The following is a 24,531-nucleotide window of genomic DNA, read 5'->3' as shown; positions in this document are numbered from 1 at the left end:
ACACTATGTTCAGTTTTTTCTTTCCTGATGACTGGCTATGATTGACCCGAAACTACTCAGAAATAATATTGAAACTGTAAATCTGGCACTGGCAAAACGAGGCATACAGCTGAATGCAGAAGAGTGGGCATCCCTTGAATCCCGCCGTAAGGAAATTCAGTCCAGCACTGAAGCGCTGCAGGCAGAGCGTAATGCGGGTGCAAAACAGGTGGGGCAGATCAAAAAATCAGGCGGTGATGCTTCAGACATCATGGCACGCATGACGGCAATTGCTGATGAAATTAAGGTCGCTGAACAGGCACTGACTGAGCTGCAGGCTGAAATTGAAGCAAAGGCACTGAGCATTCCCAATCTGCCGCATGAATCTGTACCGGAAGGTCGGGATGAAAACGATAATGTTGAAATCCTGAAATGGGGAACACCCCGTCAGTTTGACTTTGAAATTAAGGACCATACCGATCTGGGCGAATGGATGGGAGGACTTGAGTTTGAAACAGCAAGCAAACTGACCGGCTCACGTTTCAGTGTACTGAAAGGACCATTGGCCCGTTTGCAGCGGGCACTGACTCAGTTCATGCTGGACACGCATACCTTAAAGAACGGTTATACAGAAACCTATGTACCCTATCTGGTTAATGCAGATTCGCTGCGTGGAACCGGCCAGCTGCCGAAGTTTGAAGAAGACTTATTTAAGATACAGGGTGAAAAGGAATATTATCTGATTCCGACGGCTGAAGTGCCGGTGACCAACTTTGTGCGTGATGAAATTATTGATGCAGATCGCCTGCCCCTGAAATATACCGCTCATACGCCGTGCTTCCGCAGTGAGGCCGGTTCCTATGGTCGTGATACCCGGGGTCTGATCCGTCAGCATCAGTTTGACAAAGTGGAAATGGTGCAGATTGTCAAAGCTGAAGATGCTATGCAGGCGCTGGAAGAACTGACAGGCCATGCCGAAGGGATTCTCCAGGCACTGGAGCTGCCGTACCGTAAAGTGATTCTCTGTGGTGGTGACCTTGGTTTCAGTGCAGCGAAAACCTATGACCTGGAGGTCTGGGTGCCAAGCCAGAACAACTATCGTGAAATTTCCAGTTGTTCATGGGTGGGCGATTTCCAGGCACGCCGTATGAAAGCCCGCTATCGTATCGATCAGAAAAAAACAGAATTACTGCACACCCTGAATGGTTCCGGCCTTGCCGTCGGACGGACTTTACTGGCGGTGATGGAAAACTACCAGCGTGCCGATGGTTCCATTGAAATTCCGGCCGTATTGCGTCCGTATATGGGGGGTACAGAATTTATCGATTAATCGATAAATGACAGCGTACTGTGCACAAAACTTGCTTAAGATAAAACAAATAGACAATCAGATTTTATGTGATCGAGGTACCCTGTGGATATTTTTCCAGTCTCTTTAAAGTTGCAACAGCAACTTTGTCTGATTGTCGGCGGTGGGCATATTGCCCGTCGTAAAGCCGTGTTACTGGCCAGGGCAGGAGCAGTGATTGATGTACTTGCCCCGGACATAGACCATGATTTACTGGACATTGTCGGGCAGAGCAAGGGGCAGTACTTTGCATCTTCCTTCGATCAGCATCAGCTGACGCTGCGCGGTTATCGGCTGGTGATTGCTGCGACGGATGACCCTGCTGTGAACCGTGCCGTTTTTGACGCATGTGAAGCGGAAAATGTGCTGGTCAACAGTGTTGATGATCCACCGCACTGTCGTTTTATGGTTCCTGCAATCATTGACCGGTCACCATTGGTGGTTTCCATTGCGACCAATGGTGCATCGCCGGTTTTGTCACGGCAGCTCAGAACCCAGCTGGAAGCAGCCATTCCACAGGGTATGGGCAGACTGGCTGAGTTTTCAGGAAAATGGCGGCCCACAGTGAAGGAAAAAATCATCAGCCCGGATGAGCGCCGTATTTTCTGGGAAGAGCTGTATGCAGGTCCGCTGAAGGAACAGGTTTTCAATGACAATCTGGCCGAGGCTGACCGGCTGATTCAGCAGGCACTGACTGAATGGCATACGCCGTCAGGTGAAGTCTATCTGGTGGGTGCAGGTCCGGGAGACCCTGAGCTTCTGACACTGAAAGCATTGCGTTTAATGCAGCAGGCGGATGTCATTATTTATGATCGACTGGTGTCTCAGCCCATTCTGGATCTGTGCCGCCGTGATGCAGAGAAAATTTATGTAGGGAAAGCCCGTTCCAGTCACAGTGTTCCGCAGGATGGTATTAATGCGTTATTGGTGCATTATGCCGCACAGGGCAAACGGGTGTGTCGCTTAAAGGGCGGAGATCCGTTTATTTTTGGGCGTGGCGGTGAAGAAATTCAGGAATTATTTGCTGCGGGGATCACCTTTCAGGTTGTTCCTGGAATTACAGCTGCTTCCGGTTGTTCGGCTTATGCCGGGATCCCGCTGACACATCGTGATTATGCCCAAAGTGTCAGGTTTCTGACTGGACATTTAAAGGAAGGTTCTCCTGAACTGCCCTGGCATGAACTGGTGTATGAAAACCAGACGCTGGTCCTGTATATGGGATTGGTCGGGTTGGAAACAATCTGTGAGCAGCTGATTGCACACGGTCAGCGTTCAAGTATGCCGGTCGCCCTGGTGTCAAAAGGCACAACACCTGAGCAGAAAGTGGTGGTTGGGACTCTGGCAGATATTGCGTCAAAGGTCTCTGAACATCAGATTCAGGCGCCGACTCTGACCATTATTGGTGAAGTGGTCAGCCTGCGTGAACAATTGCAATGGCAGTAAAATGGCCACTCATTGAGTTTTTATTGAAAGATTAAGTTGAGAACTGCCGTGATTCATGTGGTACTGTTTGAGCCTGAAATTCCCAGTAATACTGGAAATATCATACGTCTGTGTGCAAATACCGGGGCTCAGTTGCATTTAATCAGACCACTGGGTTTTGAGCTGGATGACAAAAAACTGAAACGTGCCGGGCTGGATTATCATGAATGGGCACGGATGCAGCTCTGGGATAACCTGCAGGCCTGTCTGGATTTCCTGAAGACGCAGGGCATAGACCGTGATGCGGTTTATCCGCTGACCACCAAAGGTACTGAAACGCCGCATACTTCAGACTTAAACCGTCCTGTGGCTTTGCTGATGGGACCTGAAACCCGTGGGTTGCCTGAGCAAATACGTCGTTTATTCCCGGAGAAACAGTGGATTCGGCTGCCCATGGCAGCAACATCACGCAGTCTGAATCTGTCCAATGCCACTGCGGTGATTGTATATGAAGCCTGGCGTCAGCAGGACTTTAAACCATTATAAAATATGGGTGAAGTGTAAATTCATCATGCGCGGAAACAGGGACTTCTGAATCATACAGCTGATCTATGAGCAGACCGTGTCAGTCGTGATCGGATGGGCTTGTATTGCATCATAATGCTGCTGTGCTTTCTGCACTTTCTGCATATTGCTTTCCGCCCATAACCTGAACTGAAAGGCAGCCTGGCCCAGCTCACTCCCCAGCAGAGTAAGTGAATATTCAATACGGATGGGGCGGGTATCCAGCATTTTTCTGATGATAAAACCATTACGCTCCAGCATTTTCAGCTTCTGTGAAAGCACTTTGGGAGAAATACCGCTAATGTGCTTTTTCAGCGAGTTAAAGTGTTGTGGTTCACTTTTCAGTGTGTCCAGTATAAATAATATCCACTTATCTGCCATATTTTCAAAAAATAACCGTGAAGGGCAGTCTGGGTGGTAAGCGTTAAAATTCAAAGGTTTATTCATAGGTCTGACGCTGAATTACAGATTTTCCCGATTTTAGCATTATAGTTACCCGCAGGTAACTCATTGACAGTTAGTTTCTAAAATATATTATTAAATCTGCATTTAATCCAGTCATCAAGGAAATTTTATATGTCGAATATCGCAGTGGTCTATTTTTCAGGTTACGGTCATACCAAAGTGGTTGCAGAAACTTTTGCCGGTGAAATCCAGGCGACACTGATTGAAATCAATCAGGATGGTGAGATCAATGAGCAGGACTGGCAGGCACTGAACAGCGCCAGCGGAATCGTATTCGGTGCGCCAACTTACATGGGCGGTGTGCCTTGGCAATTTAAAAAATTTGCCGATGCATCATCCAAAATCTGGTTTACACATGGGTGGAAAGATAAAGTCTTTGCAGGATTTACCAACAGTGCCAGTCTGAATGGCGATAAGCAAGTGACGTTAATTTCGTTACAGACCCTGGCAGCACAGCATGGCGGTATCTGGGTCAGCCTGGGGTTATTACCGGCCAATACTAAAGCTGCTACACGCAATGATATTAACAGCCTGGGGGGATCAGTCGGTTTGCTGGTTCAGTCACCATCTGATGCAGGTGTTGATGAAATTCCGGCCGGTGACCTGGAAACAACGAAACTGTATGCCAAACGTGTGCAGTCCATTGTGGACAAATTTTCTGCATAAATAAGAAGTCAGAAGATAAGAAAGGCGCTCTGGGCGCCTTTCTTATTTGAGTCTGAATGGTGGTTCAGTTGCAATGACGCATTTTATTCATGCTCATTATGCTGTGGTGCCGGGTAGCGGAAGCCCCTGGTTTTATAGGCCAGGTAACCGACACCGATTGCTGCCCAGATCAGACCGGTTTTTAATGCGGACTGATCAATTTCAAGCCACATGAGGAACACACTGGCAAAACCAAGCAATGGAATCACCATATAGTTGATGATATCCCTGAGTGATTTATTGCGGCCATCACGTAGCGCATAACGTGAAATCACCGAAAAATTCACGAAACTGAATGCCGTTAATGCACCGAAGCTGATCAGATTGGCAATGTGTTCAAAATCAAAGAATCCGGCAGTCAGGGCAACTGCACCTACAATCAGAATATTATAGACCGGTGTACATAGCTTAGGGCTGATATGGCCAAAAACCTTCTTATTGATGACCCCATCACGGCCCATGACATACATCAGACGTGATACGCCGGCATGGGCGGAGATCCCGGAGGCCATGACCGTGACAATGGCAAAATAAAGAATGACGGTCTGGAAGGTGATGCCGCCGATCGCCAGTAATATTTCGGGCTGAGTCTCATCAATCTTGCTGAAATAACTGGCCGGATCGCCCGGGAAATAAATCTGCATGAAATAGGTGCTGATAATAAAGATAATGCCGGCAATTAAAGCGGTCAGGAATATTGCACGTGGCAGTACTTTTTCAGCATCCCGGGTTTCTTCTGCAAGAGAAGACAGCGCATCAAAACCGGTAAAGGAGAAACATAGAATGGTTGCTCCGGTCACCAGCGCACCGACCGAGGTCATTTCATTCCAGAAGGGTTCCATACTCCACAGCTGGTACTTTGCCTGGTCCAGGCTGCCATCTGCATTCAGGCCCTGGGTCAGCAGTAAGTAGACTTTATAGCTGAAATAGAAAATGACGCCAATCTGTATAAAGACAATGGTGCTGTTGAAGCGTGCAACAAAACGGGCACCAAACAGATTCACAATGGTCATGATCAGCGTTAAGCTGATGATCCAGATCCAGTTGTTGACGTCCGGGAATAAGGCCCGAAGGTAAATATCAGCCAGAATGATATTGACCAGCGGGGAGAGTAAATAATCCAGCCATGAAGACCAGCCCACCATAAAACCGACATTGGGATGAATTGATTTCTGCGCATAGGTATAGGCAGAGCCGGCTGAAGGGTAACGTTTAATCATGTGTCCATAACTGATGGACGTTAAAAGAATGGCAATCAGCGCAAAGATATAGGATGTCGGTACATGAGAATGACTGTCCTGAGAAACCAGTCCAAATGTATCAAATACCGTCATGGGCTGAATATAAGCCAGACCAATAATGATAATGTGCCACAGCACAAGATTTTTTTGCAGTTTAGCCGCAGGTTGAGTCCCGGAATGTGTGGTCAACGGCGTTATCCTCATAATCGTTGATCAAGGATCAGCTGGATCTTTCAGGATCGTTTGAGACCAACGATCCCCCCTGTTGTGATAAAACAAAGTGCGTCAATCTACCCCAGATGATGCTTTTTGTCAGTAACTTCGTTTATTTTTTTAGCAGAATCCATGCCATTTTATTCAAATATCCCTGTCCGGATTCTGCAGAATGCTTTTGCGATATGGCGCTGCATCAGTCTGTAACATAAAAGCCCGATGTTTATAAAACACCAGGCTGGTTAAGACGGATTATCCTGACTGATTTTCTGAACAATTACCAGGCTTTTTCCAGGATTGTTTTTAAATCATTGAGCGTGGCTTCTTTGGGGTTATAAATGATTGAGCCATCATTCAGTGCTTTTTCTGCAACCTCATCCAGTTGCTGCCTGGACACTTTAGCTGTTTCGCTTAAGCTGCGCGGCAGTCCGGTTAAGTTGTATAAATGGTCACGAATGTTGTACAGCGTTGCAATCATCTTTTCAGCACGCTGGTTGACCGGTGTTTGTGCATAGATATCAGCACCTGCCAGTGGCAATAAAAGATCGGCAATTCTGTCGCCGTTTACCTCCCGGTTGTATTCCAGCACATAAGGCAGAAACAGATTCATGCACAGGCCATGCGGCAAATGGGCAACTGCACCCAGTGCATGTCCGAGTGAATGTACGGCACCCACCATTGAATTTGAAAATGCGATACCGGCCATGGTGGACGCCTGGGCCAGTTCCAGCCGGGCCTGGGCATGATCCGGCTGTTTCAGCACCTGAAACAGGTTATTGCTGATTTTCTGAATGGCAGCAGTGGCATAGGCGTCGCTGACTGGATTGGCGGCCATGCAGGTATAGGCTTCAATGGCATGGGTCATGGCATCCATGGCGGTCATTGCTGTGATATGCAGTGGCAGGGTCTGGGTCATGCGTGGATCCAGAATGGCTGCATGTGGCATTAAATAGTATGAGGTAAATGGAATTTTTACGTTGCGCTGATTGTCGGATACCACCGCGACCATAGTGACTTCGGAACCGGTTCCGGAGGTGGTCGGAACCACAAAGAGTGGTTTTAATGGGCGGGGTAAATTATGCGCACCTGAATATTTCAGCAGATCATCACCGCCTTCAGAGACCAGAATATTGGCGGCCTTGGATGTGTCAATGACTGAACCGCCGCCAACGGCAATAATGGCATCACACTGGTTGGCGCGATGTGCTGCTGCGACAGCACGTACGGTTTCCAGGCTTGAATCCGGTGGGACATCATCAAAAATAAAGCCGATTTCAATATCGGTGGATGCAAAGGCGGCTTCAATCGGTGCCAGCAAATGGTTGGCCCGGACCCCTTTGTCGGTAATGATCAAAGGACGTTTTGCGCCCAGTGTCGTCAGTTCAAAGGGAATATGTTCCAGTGCAGCATGACCGGCAATGATTTTGACAGGACAAAAAAATTCGTAATAAGGCTTGGCCATGATTTATACACTCCCTTTTAAATATGATTGCGCGACTTTGACGTAAATACTGGCAGCACCACTGAGCTTTTCTTTCAGGTTCAGTTGTTGTGGATAGGCTTTGACCGCAAATCTGGCGATTGGTCTCGGTAGAATCAGCGCTTCCAGTTTATTCAGACAGCGTACCAGCCGGATGGCATGACTGACGTCACCATCAGCAATCATGCGGTCATTGGCATAGGCTCGGGCAGTCCCTTCCTGAAACGAAAAAACCATGAAGGCATGATGTACATGCTTGAACATAATGCTGAGATCGGGCTTGCCTGCTGCCGGCTGAACCAATTCCAGCTGATGCTGATCAGTGACACGGGCAATAAAGGATGCACCATCAGGAAATACCTTCATGGAGAGCGTAAAGCCGACAGGAAAGCTGGAGATTTCGTGCCTGATCTCCTTGTCGACCTGACTGGCCATGACCAGGCTTCTGCCAATGATGTCCATCATCAGTCTGACATAGGTTTGCTCAAAGGCGGATTTTACTGATGCGGTTATCATTATGGATTTATCCCTTTAATCATCAATTTCAGTTCCATTTAGAGTAAATACTCTAATTTATTCAGACCTAAAAATAAAGCGGTTTATTGCTGTACAGACTGAAGCTGACCAAAGTGAGCGCTGTTGCTGATGTACTGAATGACATCGTCACACAATTGTGCATAAGTCGGTGGGTGCTCCAGCAGATCACAAAGGCGGACCATTTCCAGTCCGGCATAACCACAGGGATTAATGCACTGGAATCCGCTCAGCTCACAGTCAATATTCAGTGCCAGGCCATGATAGCTGCGCCCCTTACGGATTTTAAACCCTAGTGAGCCGATTTTGCGCTGAGCGACATAGACACCCGGTGCATCGGCACTGGCATAGGCTTCAATCCGGTATTTTTTCAGTAAATCAATCATCAGGTTTTCGGCAAAGGACACCAGGCTACGGACATTCCATCCCAGCCGGTTCAGATCAAACATAAAATAGATCACCATCTGCCCCGGTCCATGCCAGGTGACCTGACCGCCACGATCGGTCTGTACCACTGGAATATCACTGTTCATCAGAATATGTTCCGGTTTACCGGCCTGTCCCTGAGTCAGTACCGACGGGTGCTGTAAAATCCACAGCTGATCGGCTGAATGTTCATCCCGTTGTTCAGTCAGCTGTTTCATTTCCTGAAAACGGTCGTCATAGGGGCTGGGTTCAGCGTACCGACGTATGATTAAAGCGGGTTTGAGTGCAGCATCCACGGGTTTATCGGTCTCTGAAAAGGATTGAAGTCTGTCTGTCATTATAATGAAATCACGGTGGGATAGGGAACAGCATCAGCATGTGGGAAAATTTATGTCAGTGCTGTTCATGCTGCATAAAAAAGCACGCCACTATAAAATAGATGACGTGCTTTGTAATCCCTGAGGATCTGTTTACAGTGCAGTACGGATATGCGGGCAAGCTGCCAGGTCAGCATAAAGAGAATGCACCTGCTCCAGTTCATCAAAACGCAGCTGTGCAGTCAGGGAGTGATATTTCCCTGTACGTGAAGCCTGTACAGCCAGGGTGGCTTCATCAAAATCCGGGAAATGTTTCACCAGGATCTCAACCACAGCATCACGTAATTCTTCTCCGGCGTTACCAATCAGTTTAATTGGATAATCCATCGGGAAAACCCATAGATCTTCACGCAGTTCACGGGATGGTGTACGGTCTAACATAGTCATGAGAGTCAGTCCCCCTTATATGAAACGCCTGCGAGAGTGCAGGCGTTATTTTATCGCTTGAATAAATAATGGGGTTGAATCATCATTTTTTCAAGTTCTCATGATCATATCCCGGATATCAGTCATTTTCCAGGAATGAGCGCAGGTGTTCAGAGCGGGAAGGGTGGCGCAGCTTACGCAGTGCCTTGGCTTCAATCTGACGGATCCGCTCGCGTGTCACGTCAAACTGTTTGCCCACTTCTTCCAGTGTGTGATCGGTCGGCATGTCAATACCGAAACGCATTTTCAGCACTTTTGCTTCACGTTCAGTCAGATTTTCCAGCACTTCACGGGTCGCTTCCTTCAGGCCTTCAGAGGTGGCTGCATCCACCGGCGAGGTGATATTGCCATCTTCAATGAAATCCCCCAGATGAGAGTCTTCATCATCTCCGATCGGTGTTTCCATGGAGATTGGTTCTTTGGCAATTTTCAGCACTTTACGGACCTTGACTTCATCCATTTCCAGCCGTTCGCCCAGTTCTTCCGGTGTCGGTTCACGGCCCATTTCCTGAAGTAACTGACGTGACACACGATTAATTTTGTTAATGGTTTCAATCATGTGGACCGGAATACGGATGGTCCGTGCCTGATCGGCAATGGAACGGGTAATGGCCTGACGGATCCACCAGGTGGCGTAAGTGGAAAATTTATAACCACGACGATATTCAAACTTGTCCACGGCTTTCATCAGACCGATGTTGCCTTCCTGAATCAGGTCAAGGAATTGCAGACCACGGTTGGTGTATTTTTTCGCAATGGAAATCACCAGTCGCAGGTTGGCTTCCACCATTTCCTTTTTGGCACGGCGGGCTTTGGCTTCACCAATAGCCATGCGTTTGGAAATGTCCTTGATATCCCGGACATGCAAATCCAGATCATTTTCGATGTCAGCGATTTTTTGCTGAAATGCCTGTACATCCGGACGGACTTTTTCCAGATGGCCTTTCAGTTCATCCGGAGTCAGGGCAATCTGTTCATCCAGCCATGCCGGATTGGATTCCTGACCGGGAAATGAGTTTCTGAACTGAGTACGGTCCATACGGCCACGACGTACGGCATAACGCATGATTTCGCGTTCGGACGTACGAATCTGATCGTGGGTACCGCGAATCATATCGGCAATAATGTCAAATAAGCGCGGGGTAAACTTGAACATCATAAACACGGTCGCCAATGCATTCATGGCTTCTTCTGCTTCAGCACTGTTACGGCCACGTTCAGCGATGGTTGTTCTTGCAGTCTGCCAGACGGCTTCCAGTTCTTCAAAACGTGCTTTGGCTATTTCAGGATCAGGGCCGGATTCACCTTCGGAATCATCATCGCTGTCAGATTCTTCTTCGTCATCATCTTCGTCCAGTTTGACCTCCTTGGCCGGACTGGATGATTTGGCATTTTTATCATCACTTTCTTCTTCAAGCTCGGCTTCTTCCAGCACTTCCGGAATTTCTTCATCTGATTCAGGGTCGAGGTAACCGGACAGAATATCGGCCAGACGACGTTCACCGCTTTCGTAATCCTTATATTCCTGTAACACCACTTCAACGGCATTCGGCCAGTAAGCGATGGAATGCAGTACGTCACGGATGCCTTCTTCAATCCGTTTGGCGATGTTGATTTCACCTTCACGGGTCAGCAGTTCAACCGTTCCCATTTCACGCATATACATACGCACCGGGTCAGTGGTCCGGCCCGGTTCATTTTCTACAGAGGCAAGTACTGCGGCAGCTTCTTCTTCGGCAACTTCATCGGCAGCTTCGGCATTGTCTTCAAACATCGTATCATCAGATTCAGGCGCGCGTTCGTGTACGGGAATGCCGACATCCTGAAGCATCTGGATGATGTCTTCAATCTGTTCGCTTTCTGTGATTGAGTCCGGGAGATGATCGTTAACTTCAGCATAGGTTAAGTAACCCTGTTCCTTGCCTCGGCTGATCAGAGCTGCTACCTGTGAAGTAGGGGAATGCATATCGCTCATCTTTGCTCTCTTCTCGTTGAATCTGTGGCGGTGAAAAACCGTGCATGATAGCACAGTTCGTTAAAATAGTATCTGAATTGACAAGCCTGTTCTGTTTGAAAAATATGCTTCAATTGAATGGTTATTTCCCAATATTGGGCTGAATTTATTATTTTCAAGTTCATGGTCCCGGCTTGCCGTTTTATTTCGGTTATTTCAGATTTCTGTCATGGTTGCCGCAGCTCTGCCACTGACTGAAGTCATCTGCTTCATCATGACATAAAATTTATACAGAAAAAAAGTACAAACTGATCTTTATAAACAGAAAAATTAAATAAAACTTGACAAGTTTTTAGAAGAAAGATAAATAGCGCCTAGACCCATTCACATTTTTTCGTTATTGAGGTGGTTTTAGTGTCTTCTACAGATTTTGAACTGGATGATAACTATGGAGATGATGATGCCGGTTTCGATGAGGCATCAGGTAAAATCAGTGCCAGGGAATCACTGGAAAAGCGTCGTCTGATTGATGATCTGCTTGCCCAGCGCCGACTGGATCGTGAATTGAAAGACTTTGATTACGATCTGGACGATGATTTTGATGATGATGAATAAATCACATTGCACAGCATCTGAAAATGCTATGCTATGCCTCACTGCTGATTCAAATAGACTGGAAATAAGATGAGTGTGCTGAATTTAGAGCTGTTGAGTGATTTTCTGGATGGCGACCAGAATGAATATGGTCTGGATTTTGCGGCGACTCACGGTTTTCTGTGCGCCATTGCCGTTGGTCCGGCATTTGACCGCTGGCTGACGGAACTGTTTGATGGTAATCAGAATAAAGCACCGTCTGAGGTGATTGCACAGATTAAATTATGGCTGGATGACATTCGCCAGAAACTGGCCAATGAAGAAGGCATTGAATTGCCCTTTGAAATTGAAACAGCAGAAGTTGAGTCGAGTCTGGGAGACTGGAGCATTGGTTTTGTCGATGCCATGTTCCTGAACGAAGATGCCTGGTTTACCCCTGAATATGAAGAACAACTGGTTGATTTAACCCTGCCGATCATGGTGTTCAGTGGCATTGATGAAGAAGATCCGCAAATGGAGTCCTTCCGCCGTAATGGACAACTGATGGATGAACTGGCAGAAGAAATTCCGGATAATCTGAATGAATTGTATTTGATGTATCACACACCGGCTTAATCCGGTTTCGGTACAACCGATAAAATTTGCATTTGTGAGTAACACCTCAGTATACTGAGGTGTTTTTTTATTTTTCGGCTATGGGTTTTAAAGACCATACTTTTTCTGTGGCATTTTCGCCTTTAAAATTTCCGGTCAGATCAATTTGTTGCAGTAGTTCAATCTGATGGGTGGCATGATAATGCCGCTGGATCTCTGCTGCAGAAACAGAAAAAGGCGGGCCTGCATAACTGCCCTGATCATATTCATAACTGATCAGCAGCTGAGGGACATGGCCCGGTCCAATCAGATGCCGGGTATAGCGGTCACGCATGGGGGCGGGTAGGGCGACCATGGCGGCCCGGTCATAAATGGCGTCGACAGAACCGAGTAAATCCAGGTTTAAATGAAAAAAATCACCGACAAATAAATCTACCTGCTCATGATGATAATGAATCAGATCACCGGTCTGCTGCCGATTGAACTGAAGTGACAATTGCTGGATCAGTTCATTTATGGCTGTCTGATTCAGCTCAATGGCAGCCACACGGAAACCCTGAGCAAGCAACCAGCCAATATCCAGGCTTTTGCCACTTAAGGGAACAAAAATACGACTCTGTGGTGGCAGTGAAAGAGCAGCAATATGTTTCACCAGTAATGGGTTGGGTTCAGGCTGATGAAAGCCGATCTGATTTTCCCGCCAGCGCTGATGCCAGAATTCATGATCCATGAAAGCCCTCTCTGATTTTTACAGGTCATACAACAGGATTTGCCGCAGTGGGTCTGGGGCGGTCAGCAATATGTAGTCCATCAACACTTCGCCGCGCCTGTATTGAGTATATGGAAATTAAAAAAAACATGTTGATCTTAAACATACGGCGCAACGCCATAAATTTCTATTTTTAAATGTTGCCGATGCAGCAAATACGTTGCATATATGCAACACAATGATGCATATAACGGGCTTGCGCAGTGGCTGGAATGTACATAATGTCAGGAGGGTCGCGATAATGACAGAAAAGAGGATTGACCCCATGCAGCTTGGCATTACCATGTTTGGTGACTCACGTATTGATCTTAAAACGGGCAAGATCCAGTCGCCTGAAATCAGAATGAAGGAAATTATTGAAGAAATTAAACTGATGGATGAGGTCGGACTGGATTATTTTGGTATTGGTGAGCATCATCGGGCAGATTATGTGGTGGCTGCGCCGGAGATTGTCCTGGCGGCGGCTGCAACGCAGACCAGGCAGATCATTTTAGGCAGTTCGGTGTCGGTACTGAGTTCGGCGGATCCGGTTAAATTATTTCAGGATTTTTCAATGATCGACTTATTGTCGGATGGCCGGGCTGAGATTATGGCGGGCCGCGGTTCTTTCATTGAATCTTTTCCGCTGTTCGGTTATGACCTGGCACAGTATAGTGAAATTTTTGCTGAAAAACTTGATTTATTATTGGCGATTAACCAGCAGAACCCAATCAGCTGGACAGGGGAGTTCCGCCCTGCACTGGAGAATCAGGATATTTTCCCACGTCCGAAACATGGTAAATTGCCGGTCTGGGTAGCTGTCGGTGGAACACCGCAATCAGTTGAGCGTGCAGCACGCCTGGGCTTACCGGTCATGTTTGCCATTATTGGCGGCGAATATGCCAACTTTAAGCCGTTGTTTGAATATTACCAACAGGCTTATCAGGCCTATGGACATGACATGAAGGATTTTCAGGTCGGTGTGGCCATGCATTCATTTTTTGTGGATGATGTCAGTGAACTGATGCAGATCCATTACCCAACCTATGCTGCACAGATGAACCGTATCGGTGCTACACGTGGCTGGCCGGCATATCATCCGGCACAGTACGACCAGGGGCGCAGTAAAAATGGACATTTAATTATGGGTGATGCGCCTTATGCGGTGGATAAAATCCTGGAAATATCCGAGACCTTCGGACAGACCCGTTTTGCTGCGCATCTGGATACCGGAGCGGCTGAACATCAGCATATAATGCGCGCAATTGAAATTTATGGAACAAAAATTGCCCCTGAAGTGAGAAAGGCTCAGAAATCCTGAACTATACCGGGCACAGCCTGAGCCCGCAGCCCGGGTTGATCATCATCGTCAGAGCGGTAGTTGCTCTGACGATGATCCGGGTTTATAGCCGTTTGCGTTTTGCTGCAGCAATCTGCGACTGGCGCATACGAAAACCTTCTTTTTGCTTTTCTGTGGTTTTTTCAATGCAATAAACGCAGGACACTCCATGCTCATAGCTGGATAATGCGGTTTCCTGCGGAGTCAATGGCCAGCCACAGGCATGACATTTGGTGTTGTGACCTTCTTCCACACCGTGAGTGACGGCTGTACGGCCATCAAAAACAAAACACTCACCCTCCCACAGGCTTTCTTCGGCCGGGGTTTCTTCCAGGTATTTTAAAATGCCGCCTTTCAGGTGATAAACTTCATTAAAGCCTTCCTGTAACAGCAGCGACGTGGATTTTTCACAACGGATGCCACCGGTACAGAACATCGCAATTTTTTTATCTTTATGTTGTTCCAGCTGCTGTTTTACATATTCGGGAAATTCCCGGAAGGTTTCTGTGCCCGGGTCAATGGCTCCCTGGAAGGTGCCGGCCTTGTATTCATAGTCATTGCGTGTATCAATCAGGATGACATCGTCACGGGCAATCAGTTCATTCCACTGTTTCGGGTCCAGGTAGTGACCGACCAGATCACGTGGCTGAACGTCAACACCCAGGGTGACAATTTCTTTTTTGAGCTTGATTTTCATTTTTCTGAAAGGCTGCTCAAGGCTATGTGACTCTTTATATTCCATGGAATGAAAGCCTTCATCCAGCAAAAACTGATGAATCACATCAATTGCGTTACGATCGCCTGCAACCGTTCCATTGATTCCTTCCCCTGCAACAATTAAAGTACCACAAAGGTTAATCGTTTTAACCAGTGCCAGCAGACGTTGCTGAAGATCAGCAGCATTCTGGATCTCCCTGAACTGATAAAGTGCAGCAACGACCCAGCCAGAGGGCGCTTGCTGTTCTACAGGTGCAAGCTGTTCTACAGTAGCGTTCATGGAGTACTCCAGATGTATGAGGATAAGGCAAAATCAAGGCGCATATTTTAGCGCGAATTATAGCAATAAGCGAGAAAACCATACGATAAATATGGTTTTGAATGAGGGTTCAGATTTGAGTAATAACCGTCGAATACCTGCGTTAACGCCGTGTGCAGGACGATGCTCCACGGTATTTGGTGACTCGATATGCCGTGGTTGCCGGCGTTTTAACCATGAGGTGATTCAATGGAACACTTATACATTGGAACAGCGGCTGGCGGTATGGAAACGCCTGGATGTGCAGCTGGATCAGATTCTGGTTCCCATGCTGCCACTGGCAGATTTACAGCATGTGGAAGGATTTATCCTCAGCAAGCGGGTACGGGTACTGGACAGTGCCAGTCAGGGCCGCAAGTTATACCATGCTCTGAAACTCTGTGAAAAAAATAAACATTTTGCGCATGAAAGTGGTCTGGGCATCACGGAGCAACAGGTCCGGCCTTTATGGCAGGAGTTTGAGCGGCGGGTGCTGGCACTGGCGACAGCCAGCTATGAGCTGGCGTTCTTACGGGCGGATGGAATCAGCCACAGTTTACTGCAGATGATGGAAGAAGAGTGAGTTCATCTGTAAGTCTGTATTGTTTAGTGTATATGCATGAATATTGCTGAATATTTTTTATATTGTTTTGCTGTCGTGATTATGATTGCCACACCCGGCCCGGTCATGCTGCTGGTGGCCAGTGCAGGTTTGAAGGGCGGTTATAAAAAGGCACTGTATACTATCTTTGGGACCAATGCTGCTTCACTGGTTTTAATTGCAGTTTCAATCCTGATACTGAAAGGCGTGTTGGATATTGATCAGCAATGGTTCAATGCCATAAAAATACTGGGCTGTTGCTATATTGCTTATCTGGGCATTCAGACCTTAAGGGATGCCTGCACTCAATTGCCTGAACCGGCCGCTGTAACAGGAAAAGTCAGTTCTGCTGACGGTGGTGGCTTCCGGCAGGGTTTACTGGTCGGCATATCCAATCCTAAGGATATTATTTTCTTTGCATCTTTCTTCTCGCAGTTTATTCATATAAGTCCGGATCTGAATTTAAGCCTGGGTATTCTGACGCTCAGCTGGATCGTACTTGATTTCAGTACCCTGTCCATTGTCTATCTGCTGTTTAATCGATGGTCTGCATCCCGCAGCTATAAAAAACTATTGGCTGTTTGTGGCGTGGTACTGGTGCTGATTGCCGTCTATGGTCTATCGACAGTTTTCACAGGCAGCTAAGCAGGGGAAGGCTATATCGTGTTACGTCCTGAAATAAAAAAAGCCCGTAAATCCGGGCTTTTTCAGTATTGATCTGTTGCTGATATCAGGCAAGTTGTACAGGAATGCAGTTCGCCGTATGGTTGACCGTATTATCCGGGTTGGCATAGACCAGGCGTGGCTGATGAGCGCTGGCTTCAGCTTCATTGAAATCACCAAACGTGGCAATAATGACTAAATCACCGATGCTGGCCTGATGTGCTGCACCGCCATTGACGGAGATAATGCCTGAATGCTCTTCACCACGAATGGCATAAGTGGTGAAACGTTTGCCGTTGGTGACGTTCCAGACATGGATTTCTTCGTATTCACGGATACCGGCTAAATCCAGCAGGACACCATCGATTGCACAGGAACCTTCATAATGAAGTTCTGCCTGTGTGACCACTGCACGGTGGATTTTGGCTTTTAATAAACGGGATAGCATAAATCGCGTCTCCTTGGTTGCCCTAAGAGGTTGTCTCTTATTGCTCAGCAATTTACAGGGGGGATGCATTGGAAAGCGCATTTTGCCCTTAAAAAAGCATTATTGCAATAAAAAATTACGGGACAAAAAATTGGGGTTTATCAGCAGATTATTTTATGCTGTTCGCCCTGCTTTTCATTCACAGTTCATTTACGGTTTGTAGGCGTTAATCTGATTCATGGCCTGCTGAATGTCACCATTGACCAGTAATTGAATACGTCCTGCAGCATGGTGGATTGCGTCATCCATAAGTGATTGTTCACTTGCAGGAGCTTTACTTAAAACATGTCCGGAAACACGCTCTCTGGCACCCGGGTGACCAATACCGATACGTAAACGATGAAAATCCGGACCTGTATGTGGCACAATGTCACGCAGTCCATTATGACCGCCGTGTCCGCCACCGGTTTTTAAGCGGATTATGCCTGGATTCATATCCAGTTCATCATGGGCGATGAGCATGTGCTGGGGGCTGATCTGATAAAATCGGGCGAAGGGAACAACACTCTGACCGGAACGGTTCATAAAGGTTGTGGGTAATAACAGACGAACGTCCTGACCTTCAATATGACCGCGACCACTGATACCGTGGAATCGTGGATCAGCTTTTAAAACAATGCCATACTGTTCTGCAAGGCGCTCAACAAACCAGCAGCCTGCATTATGGCGGGTCTGGGCATATTCCTTACCGGGATTACCCAGACCGACAATCAGTGATATCGAAGTTTTCCGATCACTCATTATAACGATTACTCGTCTTTGTCTTCTTCAGTTTCAGCGTCAGTAGCTTCTTCTTTCTCTTCGTGAACAACGACGATTGAAACAACCGCCTGATCATGGCCTTCCTGAGCAAGTGCAGGGATGGTCACGCCCTTAGGCAGTTTCAGGTCAGATAGATGAATTACCTGGCCAATGTCCAGCTGAGCAATGTCCACATCAATGGCAGATGGTAAATCACGTGGCAGTGTTTCCACATGAATTTCAGTCAGGTTCACAGAAGCAATACCACCTGCTTTCACACCGACAGAAGTTTCCTGGTTCAGAATGTTGACCGGTACATTGACGGCAATCACTTCACCTTTTTTCACACGAAGAAAGTCAGCGTGCATTGGCGTGTTTTTCGCAGGGTGACGTTGTAATGCCTTGATTACTGCCTGTTCTTCCTTACCATCGACGTTCAGGGTGATGATTGAAGAGAAGAAGCTGTTGTCTTCAAGTGCCTTGATCAGCTCGCGCAGTTCCAGGGTAATGGATGCAGGTTCTTTATCTGCACCATAAATAATTGCCGGAACCAGTGCTTCACGACGAAGGCGGCGGCTCGCACCTTTCCCTTGTTTGTCATCAGCACGCACCTGCGCGTTTAATGAAAAGTTTGACATGAGATATCCTCAATGGAGTTTAAATAAACTGAACTTGCGACCAGTTCAGTGATGAAAACCCTGCCTTATGACAGGGTTTTGTAAAAATTCGGCGTTATTATAGATAACTATCGAACATTGCGCTAATGGATTCTTCGTTATTAATACGACGAATTGTTTCAGCAACCATGCTGGCGACGGAAACCTGACGAATTTTGGTGATTTTCAGCGCTTCAGCAGATAACGGAATGGTATCTGTGACCACCAGTTCATCAATCACGGATTTTTTCAGATTTTCCAGTGCTTTACCTGAGAGTACCGGGTGGGTTGCATAGGCAATCACACGACGGGCACCAAAGGTTTTCAGGGCATCTGCTGCCTTGCACAGTGTACCGGCAGTATCGACCATGTCATCGACAATAACGCAGTCACGGTCTTTGACATCACCAATCAGATGCATGACCTGAGATTCATTGGCTTTCTGACGACGCTTGTCAATGATGGCAAGATCAATATCGCCCATTTGCTTGGCAACAGCACGGGCACGAACCACACCACCGACATCAGGTGAAACCACCATCAGGTTATGGTGCTGCTGCTGACGCAGATCGGCCAGCAGGGCTGGAGTACCATAAATGTTGTCGACCGGAATATCGAAAAAGCCCTGAATCTGATCCGCATGCAGATCAATCATGACCACACGGTCAATACCCACTGTGGTCAGCATGTCTGCAACGACTTTAGCCGTAATCGGGACCCGGGTTGAACGTGGACGACGATCCTGACGTGCATAACCGAAATAAGGAATTACAGCAGTAATACGGCCGGCACTTGCACGGCGCAGTGCATCTGCCATGACCAGGATTTCCATGAGGTTATCATTGGTCGGGGCACAGGTTGGCTGTACAATAAATACGTCTTTACCCCGTACATTTTCGGTAATTTCGACAGTGATTTCACCATCGGAAAATTTACCTACAGCAGCGGCCCCTAAAGGGATATGCAGGTGACTGACGACTTTTTGAGCGAATTGTGGATGTGCAGTTCCACTAAAAACGACAAGATTGGGCATGAAGCACCCTTGGCGGTTGGCGGTTTTGAAATAAGATGGCAGGGGCGGCTGGATTCGAACCAACGGATGCCGAGATCAAAACCCGGTGCCTTACCACTTGGCGACGCCCCTAATGCGGCAGAACTTTAATATTTTTTACCCTTGTCTGTCAAGGTTTTTGACAAAGAACGGCCTGCGTAATCTGTTGTGCAATTGCGAACAGAATGGCAGGGGCGGCTGGATTCGAACCAACGGATGCCGAGATCAAAACCCGGTGCCTTACCACTTGGCGACGCCCCTTTAACATACGCATTTACAGATGAAGGAATGGCAGGGGCGGCTGGATTCGAACCAACGGATGCCGAGATCAAAACCCGGTGCCTTACCACTTGGCGACGCCCCTATCCTGTCAGCCTGAGATGATTTAATGGTGATTCATTTAAACTATTGACCAGGTAAGCCTTACATGGTGAATAAGTTAAAATGGCACCAACATTCATGCCCTCAGTAACTTCAGTAAAAACACAGGCACCTGTACCTGTAAGCTTTGCTGTACCGAACTGATTCAGGTACTGCATGGCTTCGTCAACTTCAGGGTATAGGCTTCTTGCCAATGGCTCAAAACTATTTCCAAAATCTGACGGCTTGCGCTGATAGGCGCAAAATTTAGTAGGCTTCGTGTTTCTTGTCAATGTTTTTTGTGAAAAAAGCAATTGAGTGCTGATAAAACAGTCAGGTTTCAGTACGATGTACTGCGTCGGATCTAAGTCTATGAATGTTAAGTATTCACCAATTCCTTCAGCCCATGCATTACGGCCATGTACAAAAATCGGTACGTCAGCGCCGAGGGTGATTCCCAGGGCTGTAAGCTGTTCAATACTGAGCCCGCATTGCCACAGCTGGTTGACAACCATCAGGGTTGTGGCCGCATTGGAAGAACCGCCCCCCAGTCCGGCACCCATCGGAATATTTTTTTCAATGCTGATATTCAGTCCGGTCAGTTGCCGGGCAAAGGGGCGCAGCAGCTGAGCGGCTTTATAAATCAGATTCTGTTCCAGCGCCACATCATTCAGTCCCATAACGGAGACCGCTGTGCTGTTTTCTGTTGCAGTAAATTCCATCCAGTCATATAAATCAATCAGCTGAAAAATACTTTGCAGTTCATGATAACCGTTGTCACGGCGACCGGTAATATGTAAAAACAGATTCAGTTTTGCAGGAGAGGGGACTCGAATCATGGGCATCGGTAAGTGTATGAGGAATTAACGGTTCTGAATGATCATTGTAATACGGTTTTCCTTGCCTGCCTCAGTTTGTTGTTTCAATATCAGTTTATTCGGCAAAACAGCAGTATCGTTATAACTGAGGTTGACCACCCATCCATCTTCTTCAAGCTCAGTCATCCGTTGTCCTGAGTCCCGCTGGATTTTTGCGTTCGCTGTGGCAGGTCTGGCCTGAACCCAGTTGACGATGTGTGTAATGGGGGCCACCCAGCCGGTGGCTTTTTCCAGTAATTCTTCCGGACTTGCTGCTGTGATTTCACCGGTTTTGGCACTGTTCAGGGTGACCTGACCCGGTTGTCCTTCAATGATGGTTTTGCCGATTCCCAGTATACCGGACAACTGCAGGTTGAAATGGTCCTGATTTTGTTGCCAGTCAAAAAATGCACTGCCGGATTGTTGCGGTGTTCTGACACCGATTTTCCCCTGCAGATGAAACTGGCGGGCCTGCTCAGTCCCCGGCATTGCCGTGCCGGATACAGGTTTGACCACCTGCTGACAGGCGGTCAGGCCCAGACTGATGACTGCGGTGGATGCGAACATAAATTTGCGGAACGGGGACATAAAACGTTTAACTCTTTTTCAGGTGTTTCGGTAACAATAAGGCGTCCAGTTGATTTAACTGAGGATCATCTGGATGCTTTTGCCGGAGTTGTTGTAACACATCGTTAAATTGATGCATGGCGCCCTGCATATACAGTGATTTTGCATAGCGGATGCCAATCTGGGTATTTCCACTGATCTGCCAGGCTTTTTCCAGGATGCCGGAGGCCGTTTCAAAGTCATTTTGCAGAAAAGTAATGTAACCCAGTGTATCCAATATGGAAGCCTGTTCGGGTGCATAATCCAGCGCCCGTTCTGCATAGCGTCGGGCTTCGTCCAGACGGCGGTTCTGCAGGGCCAGGGTATAGGCATAGGCATTCAGATACGTGGGGCTGTTGGGTTCCAGTTGTAATAACTGTTTCAGTGCCTTGTCCAGCTGATTCCGGTCCTGAAAGGGATCCAGTAATAAAACTTCGGAATACAGAATTTCCGGGTCGTCCGGTAGATTTTTGACCGCTTCTGTGAGCAGTCGCAAAGCTGCCTTTTTATTGTCCATTTTTTTTAATATTTCTGCCTGGGCCTGATAAAGGAAACTGGCGTGCTGCGGATAATTGACCCGTTCCTGGGTTAAAAAGCGCAGGGCATCGTTTAACTTGCCCTGGCGGCGATAAATGGCAATCAGGTTCTGGCGGGAGACGGTATATAAATTGCCATCCACCAGCCGGTAGTAGGCTTTTGCTGTTTCATCGTGTTGTTTACGTTCTGCATTGACCGCCAGATAATAATAGGCATCATTCTGATATTGCGATGAATAACGCAGCTCAACCAGGTATTGTTCTGCCTGGTCATACTTTTTTAAGTCGATGGCAGTCAGACCGGCAATAAACAGGGCTTCTTCTGCATCCGGCCAGGTCTGAATAATTTTCTGCAGTTTTTCCAGTGCCTGTTCCGACTGGTTGAGCTTAATCAGATAGCGGACTTCTGCAAGACGGACTTCCAGGTTGTATTTATGCTTTCTACTGCTGTGTTCATACCATTTCAGGGTGGCGGTTTCATCACCGGATGCCATCAGTAAATTGGCTTTCATTAAAATAAAACCAGTGACGGCCGGGCGTTTTCTCAGCGCCTTGTTGACGTTTTTCAGCGCCTGCTCAATCTGATTGTTCTGAGCTTCAAGGCCTGCAATCAGAATCAGTACGGAAGGATTATTTTTTTCCTTGCTGGCGGTCAGGGTATTTAGCAGATCCTGACGGTCTGCCTCGGACTCGGGCGAAATTCCCGCAAGAATTCTGTCCAGGTCTGCGTCAGGATCAATGGTTAAAATACTGTCCAGGGTTTCTGCGGCCAGCTGGTATTGATGGGATTTCAGGGCAATGTGCGCCAGGTAAAATTTGGCCGGCACATCTGCGGGCTCCTGCACCACCCAATGGGTGGCAATATCGAGTGCAGCCTGCAGGTCATTCTGTTCAATGGCGACGTTCAGGGCGCGCTGTTTGATCGAGGTGGAATTACTGCGGATCGCCAGTACTGTATAGTTATGCAGCGCTGTTGAGGTGTCATGTGCGGCCAGCGCAAACTCGGCAATCATGCTTTGTTTCATGGCGTCAGTATTGAAATGGGGATGATATCCTGGTTCGGATGCTCTAATATGGGCACTGGAAGCCATGCTACCCACCAATAAGAGTGTGGTAGAATACTGCTTGATTGTCAGGCCGTTGATCCGGCTATACATTTGACGCAATTTTTCTTTAATCCAAGTAATGCTTTTTATGACACCGTTATTGCACAATAGCATAAATTTAGCGAAATGATGATCTGATATGTCTTTCTTTGCATTGGGTGTCAACCATCAGACTGCTTCTGTTGCGCTGCGTGAGCAAATTGCCTTTAATTCAGAACGGCTGAAGGCATTGCTTGCAGAACAACGGCATCATCATAACCTGAATGATCTGGTTGTGGTGTCGACCTGTAACCGCACCGAAGTTTATGCAATGGCTGAAAATGCCGATATGATATTGGACTGGCTGGCTCAGACCAATGGCATTGATGTAAGGCAATTATCAAACCATGTATACCGCTATGAAAACAGTGATGCCGTTTCCCATCTGATGCGTGTTGCCAGTGGGCTGGACTCGTTGATGCTGGGGGAACCTCAGATTCTGGGGCAGGTCAAGACTGCCCTGTCGGTGGCCCGGGATGCAGAAGTTGTTTCTCAGGATTTAAACCGGATTTTTGAATATGCGTTCTACGCAGCAAAACGGGTCCGCTCGGAAACAGCGGTTGGCAGCCATGCAGTTTCAATGGGCTATGCCGTTGCCCGGCTGGCGCTGGAGGTTTTCAGTGAACCTGAAAAACTGACGGTCATGGTGGTTGCCGCCGGTGAAATGAATCGTCTGGTGGCGAAACATCTGGCAGATATGGGTGTGGCAAAAATTCTGATCTGTAACCGCAGCCGGGAACGGGCTGATCATCTTTCACAGGAAATTGCACATGAGGTGGATGTGGAGATTATTCCATTCTCAGATCTGGCTGCGCATCTGCACCGTGCCGATGTCATTTCCAGCTGTACCGGGAGTCTTTATCAGGTGATTTCATTTGCAGATGTAAAATCGGCATTAAAAAAACGCCGTTATCAGCAAATGCTGGTGGTCGATCTGGCGGTTCCCCGCGATGTGGATGCCAGGGTTGAAAGTCTTGATGGGGTGTATTTATACGGGGTTGATGATTTACAGAGCGTGATTGACGAAAATCTGGCGCAGCGTCGTCAGGCGGCTGTTGAAGCCGAAGTCATGGTCAATCAGCTGGTGACCCGACTGGTGACGCAGCAAAAGATTTACCGGGCTGGCAGCACCATTCAGCATTATCGTGATCAGGCGGAACAACTGAGCCATGAAGAACTGAGCCGTGCGCTGGAGAGTATGCATTCAGGCGAGAATGCCGAAAAAGTACTGACAGATTTTGCTTATCGTTTAACTCAGAAACTGTTACATCCGACATCCATTCTGCTGCGTCATGCTGCACAGGATGAAGATCCGTCGCATTTTGAATGGCTGGAAGAAAATTTAAGCGAAGTTTTTCAGAAGCAGCGTAAACCGGGCATTAAATAACCCGTCAAGGTCAGGCT

At 47.5% G+C, this 24,531-nt stretch carries 26 protein-coding genes and 3 tRNA genes; 10 read left to right on the top strand and 19 right to left on the bottom strand.

Translation table 11 applies throughout. The features are described 5' to 3' along the window. Positions 1-37 precede the first annotated feature (37 nt). From serS to ACT6PV_RS10695, 3 genes are all read left to right on the top strand, one after another. Complete coding sequence (gene serS / locus ACT6PV_RS10705) at positions 38-1,309, top strand: serine--tRNA ligase (protein WP_445116347.1); 1,272 nt, start codon at positions 38-40, stop codon at positions 1,307-1,309. An 84-nt stretch (positions 1,310-1,393) separates the two neighbouring features. Next, entirely contained in the window at positions 1,394-2,770 is a 1,377-nt protein-coding gene (gene cysG, locus ACT6PV_RS10700; protein ID WP_445116346.1) for a siroheme synthase CysG, read from the top strand. Between the two features lie 48 nt (positions 2,771-2,818). Next, on the top strand, positions 2,819-3,295 hold the full coding sequence (locus ACT6PV_RS10695) for a tRNA (cytidine(34)-2'-O)-methyltransferase (RefSeq protein WP_445116345.1): 477 nt from the start codon (positions 2,819-2,821) through the stop codon (positions 3,293-3,295). A 63-nt stretch (positions 3,296-3,358) separates the two neighbouring features. On the opposite strand, the gene ACT6PV_RS10690 is transcribed toward ACT6PV_RS10695, so the two are convergent. Next, the gene (locus ACT6PV_RS10690; protein WP_445116344.1) at positions 3,359-3,760 is read right to left on the bottom strand and encodes a winged helix-turn-helix transcriptional regulator; all 402 of its coding nucleotides are present in this window, start codon (positions 3,758-3,760) and stop codon (positions 3,359-3,361) included. Between the two features lie 129 nt (positions 3,761-3,889). Here ACT6PV_RS10690 and ACT6PV_RS10685 point away from each other — a divergent pair, with 129 nt between their 5' ends. Next, entirely contained in the window at positions 3,890-4,444 is a 555-nt protein-coding gene (locus tag ACT6PV_RS10685) for a flavodoxin family protein (protein WP_445116343.1), read from the top strand. 83 nt (positions 4,445-4,527) lie between these two features. On the opposite strand, the gene ACT6PV_RS10680 is transcribed toward ACT6PV_RS10685, so the two are convergent. The 6 genes from ACT6PV_RS10680 to rpoD all read right to left on the bottom strand — a co-directional run bounded on the left by ACT6PV_RS10680 (position 4,528) and on the right by rpoD (position 11,209). Further along, positions 4,528-5,913, bottom strand: coding sequence for an APC family permease (locus tag ACT6PV_RS10680; RefSeq protein ID WP_445116342.1), 1,386 nt, complete (start codon positions 5,911-5,913; stop codon positions 4,528-4,530). Positions 5,914-6,214: 301 nt separating this feature from the next. After that, positions 6,215-7,399, bottom strand: coding sequence for an iron-containing alcohol dehydrogenase (locus tag ACT6PV_RS10675; protein ID WP_445116341.1), 1,185 nt, complete (start codon positions 7,397-7,399; stop codon positions 6,215-6,217). 3 nt (positions 7,400-7,402) lie between these two features. Then, a complete protein-coding gene (locus ACT6PV_RS10670) occupies positions 7,403-7,933 on the bottom strand; it encodes a hypothetical protein (RefSeq protein ID WP_445116340.1) in 531 nt (176 codons plus the stop codon). Between the two features lie 83 nt (positions 7,934-8,016). Next, complete coding sequence (gene lipB / locus ACT6PV_RS10665) at positions 8,017-8,715, bottom strand: lipoyl(octanoyl) transferase LipB (protein ID WP_445116339.1); 699 nt, start codon at positions 8,713-8,715, stop codon at positions 8,017-8,019. Between the two features lie 132 nt (positions 8,716-8,847). Then, positions 8,848-9,135, bottom strand: a complete 288-nt coding sequence (locus ACT6PV_RS10660) for a YbeD family protein (protein ID WP_445117093.1) — start codon at positions 9,133-9,135, stop codon at positions 8,848-8,850. 124 nt (positions 9,136-9,259) lie between these two features. After that, positions 9,260-11,209 (bottom strand): RNA polymerase sigma factor RpoD, encoded by a 1,950-nt coding sequence (gene rpoD / locus ACT6PV_RS10655; protein WP_445116338.1) that lies wholly within the window; start codon positions 11,207-11,209, stop codon positions 9,260-9,262. Between the two features lie 339 nt (positions 11,210-11,548). Between rpoD and ACT6PV_RS10650 the strand changes: the two genes are divergently transcribed. After that, positions 11,549-11,749, top strand: a complete 201-nt coding sequence (locus ACT6PV_RS10650) for a PA3496 family putative envelope integrity protein (protein WP_445116337.1) — start codon at positions 11,549-11,551, stop codon at positions 11,747-11,749. 69 nt (positions 11,750-11,818) lie between these two features. Continuing rightward, a complete protein-coding gene (locus ACT6PV_RS10645) occupies positions 11,819-12,343 on the top strand; it encodes a YecA/YgfB family protein (RefSeq protein WP_445116336.1) in 525 nt (174 codons plus the stop codon). A 67-nt stretch (positions 12,344-12,410) separates the two neighbouring features. On the opposite strand, the gene tmpT is transcribed toward ACT6PV_RS10645, so the two are convergent. Next, positions 12,411-13,052 carry a thiopurine S-methyltransferase gene (gene tmpT / locus ACT6PV_RS10640; protein WP_445116335.1) on the bottom strand — a complete coding sequence of 214 codons (642 nt, stop codon included), beginning with the start codon at positions 13,050-13,052 and terminating at the stop codon, positions 12,411-12,413. 280 nt (positions 13,053-13,332) lie between these two features. Here tmpT and ACT6PV_RS10635 point away from each other — a divergent pair, with 280 nt between their 5' ends. Next, complete coding sequence (locus ACT6PV_RS10635; protein WP_445116334.1) at positions 13,333-14,391, top strand: LLM class flavin-dependent oxidoreductase; 1,059 nt, start codon at positions 13,333-13,335, stop codon at positions 14,389-14,391. An 82-nt stretch (positions 14,392-14,473) separates the two neighbouring features. Here the strand turns inward: ACT6PV_RS10635 and trhO are convergent, their stop codons facing one another. Beyond that, positions 14,474-15,406, bottom strand: a complete 933-nt coding sequence (gene trhO / locus ACT6PV_RS10630; RefSeq protein WP_445116333.1) for an oxygen-dependent tRNA uridine(34) hydroxylase TrhO — start codon at positions 15,404-15,406, stop codon at positions 14,474-14,476. A 91-nt stretch (positions 15,407-15,497) separates the two neighbouring features. Here trhO and ACT6PV_RS10625 point away from each other — a divergent pair, with 91 nt between their 5' ends. Then, complete coding sequence (locus ACT6PV_RS10625; RefSeq protein WP_445116332.1) at positions 15,498-16,007, top strand: DUF1289 domain-containing protein; 510 nt, start codon at positions 15,498-15,500, stop codon at positions 16,005-16,007. A gap of 36 nt (positions 16,008-16,043) precedes the next feature. After that, positions 16,044-16,670 (top strand): LysE family translocator, encoded by a 627-nt coding sequence (locus tag ACT6PV_RS10620; protein WP_445116331.1) that lies wholly within the window; start codon positions 16,044-16,046, stop codon positions 16,668-16,670. An 85-nt stretch (positions 16,671-16,755) separates the two neighbouring features. Here ACT6PV_RS10620 and panD read toward each other — a convergent pair whose 3' ends face one another. From panD to ACT6PV_RS10570, 10 genes are all read right to left on the bottom strand, one after another. Next, entirely contained in the window at positions 16,756-17,136 is a 381-nt protein-coding gene (gene panD, locus ACT6PV_RS10615) for an aspartate 1-decarboxylase (RefSeq protein WP_445116330.1), read from the bottom strand. 189 nt (positions 17,137-17,325) lie between these two features. Then, complete coding sequence (gene pth, locus ACT6PV_RS10610) at positions 17,326-17,916, bottom strand: aminoacyl-tRNA hydrolase (RefSeq protein WP_445116329.1); 591 nt, start codon at positions 17,914-17,916, stop codon at positions 17,326-17,328. A gap of 8 nt (positions 17,917-17,924) precedes the next feature. Continuing rightward, on the bottom strand, positions 17,925-18,554 hold the full coding sequence (locus tag ACT6PV_RS10605) for a 50S ribosomal protein L25/general stress protein Ctc (protein ID WP_445116328.1): 630 nt from the start codon (positions 18,552-18,554) through the stop codon (positions 17,925-17,927). Between the two features lie 97 nt (positions 18,555-18,651). Next, entirely contained in the window at positions 18,652-19,605 is a 954-nt protein-coding gene (locus tag ACT6PV_RS10600; protein WP_445116327.1) for a ribose-phosphate pyrophosphokinase, read from the bottom strand. Positions 19,606-19,641: 36 nt separating this feature from the next. Then, positions 19,642-19,716: transfer RNA gene (locus tag ACT6PV_RS10595), tRNA-Gln, on the bottom strand. A 93-nt stretch (positions 19,717-19,809) separates the two neighbouring features. Then, positions 19,810-19,884, bottom strand: a tRNA-Gln gene (locus ACT6PV_RS10590). A 28-nt stretch (positions 19,885-19,912) separates the two neighbouring features. Further along, a tRNA-Gln gene (locus ACT6PV_RS10585) sits at positions 19,913-19,987 on the bottom strand. Further along, on the bottom strand, positions 19,986-20,822 hold the full coding sequence (ispE, locus tag ACT6PV_RS10580) for a 4-(cytidine 5'-diphospho)-2-C-methyl-D-erythritol kinase (RefSeq protein ID WP_445117092.1): 837 nt from the start codon (positions 20,820-20,822) through the stop codon (positions 19,986-19,988). Before ispE ends, ACT6PV_RS10585 begins: the two co-directional genes overlap by 2 nt. Positions 20,823-20,846: 24 nt before the next feature. Continuing rightward, positions 20,847-21,428, bottom strand: coding sequence for a lipoprotein insertase outer membrane protein LolB (gene lolB, locus ACT6PV_RS10575; RefSeq protein WP_445116326.1), 582 nt, complete (start codon positions 21,426-21,428; stop codon positions 20,847-20,849). Between the two features lie 7 nt (positions 21,429-21,435). Continuing rightward, on the bottom strand, positions 21,436-23,148 hold the full coding sequence (locus tag ACT6PV_RS10570) for a tetratricopeptide repeat protein (RefSeq protein WP_445116325.1): 1,713 nt from the start codon (positions 23,146-23,148) through the stop codon (positions 21,436-21,438). A gap of 79 nt (positions 23,149-23,227) precedes the next feature. Here ACT6PV_RS10570 and hemA point away from each other — a divergent pair, with 79 nt between their 5' ends. Continuing rightward, positions 23,228-24,514 (top strand): glutamyl-tRNA reductase, encoded by a 1,287-nt coding sequence (gene hemA, locus ACT6PV_RS10565; protein ID WP_445116324.1) that lies wholly within the window; start codon positions 23,228-23,230, stop codon positions 24,512-24,514. Positions 24,515-24,531: the final 17 nt, after the last annotated feature.

The organism is Acinetobacter sp. WZC-1 (assembly GCF_052544965.1).
This window is presented reverse-complemented; position numbering and strand designations above follow the sequence as displayed.

Coding starts and splice junctions, on each gene's coding strand:
- ispE (WP_445117092.1), bottom strand. CDS start 20,822: ATGATTCGAGTCCCCTCTCCTGCAAAACTGAATCTGTTTTTACATATT.
- ACT6PV_RS10635 (WP_445116334.1), top strand. CDS start 13,333: ATGACAGAAAAGAGGATTGACCCCATGCAGCTTGGCATTACCATGTTT.
- trhO (WP_445116333.1), bottom strand. CDS start 15,406: ATGAACGCTACTGTAGAACAGCTTGCACCTGTAGAACAGCAAGCGCCC.
- hemA (WP_445116324.1), top strand. CDS start 23,228: ATGTCTTTCTTTGCATTGGGTGTCAACCATCAGACTGCTTCTGTTGCG.
- tmpT (WP_445116335.1), bottom strand. CDS start 13,052: ATGGATCATGAATTCTGGCATCAGCGCTGGCGGGAAAATCAGATCGGC.
- ACT6PV_RS10600 (WP_445116327.1), bottom strand. CDS start 19,605: ATGCCCAATCTTGTCGTTTTTAGTGGAACTGCACATCCACAATTCGCT.
- lolB (WP_445116326.1), bottom strand. CDS start 21,428: ATGTCCCCGTTCCGCAAATTTATGTTCGCATCCACCGCAGTCATCAGT.
- ACT6PV_RS10620 (WP_445116331.1), top strand. CDS start 16,044: ATGAATATTGCTGAATATTTTTTATATTGTTTTGCTGTCGTGATTATG.
- lipB (WP_445116339.1), bottom strand. CDS start 8,715: ATGACAGACAGACTTCAATCCTTTTCAGAGACCGATAAACCCGTGGAT.
- ACT6PV_RS10690 (WP_445116344.1), bottom strand. CDS start 3,760: ATGAATAAACCTTTGAATTTTAACGCTTACCACCCAGACTGCCCTTCA.
- ACT6PV_RS10625 (WP_445116332.1), top strand. CDS start 15,498: ATGGTTTTGAATGAGGGTTCAGATTTGAGTAATAACCGTCGAATACCT.
- ACT6PV_RS10670 (WP_445116340.1), bottom strand. CDS start 7,933: ATGATAACCGCATCAGTAAAATCCGCCTTTGAGCAAACCTATGTCAGA.
- ACT6PV_RS10675 (WP_445116341.1), bottom strand. CDS start 7,399: ATGGCCAAGCCTTATTACGAATTTTTTTGTCCTGTCAAAATCATTGCC.
- ACT6PV_RS10660 (WP_445117093.1), bottom strand. CDS start 9,135: ATGTTAGACCGTACACCATCCCGTGAACTGCGTGAAGATCTATGGGTT.
- pth (WP_445116329.1), bottom strand. CDS start 17,916: ATGAGTGATCGGAAAACTTCGATATCACTGATTGTCGGTCTGGGTAAT.
- panD (WP_445116330.1), bottom strand. CDS start 17,136: ATGCTATCCCGTTTATTAAAAGCCAAAATCCACCGTGCAGTGGTCACA.
- ACT6PV_RS10685 (WP_445116343.1), top strand. CDS start 3,890: ATGTCGAATATCGCAGTGGTCTATTTTTCAGGTTACGGTCATACCAAA.
- ACT6PV_RS10605 (WP_445116328.1), bottom strand. CDS start 18,554: ATGTCAAACTTTTCATTAAACGCGCAGGTGCGTGCTGATGACAAACAA.
- ACT6PV_RS10645 (WP_445116336.1), top strand. CDS start 11,819: ATGAGTGTGCTGAATTTAGAGCTGTTGAGTGATTTTCTGGATGGCGAC.
- serS (WP_445116347.1), top strand. CDS start 38: ATGATTGACCCGAAACTACTCAGAAATAATATTGAAACTGTAAATCTG.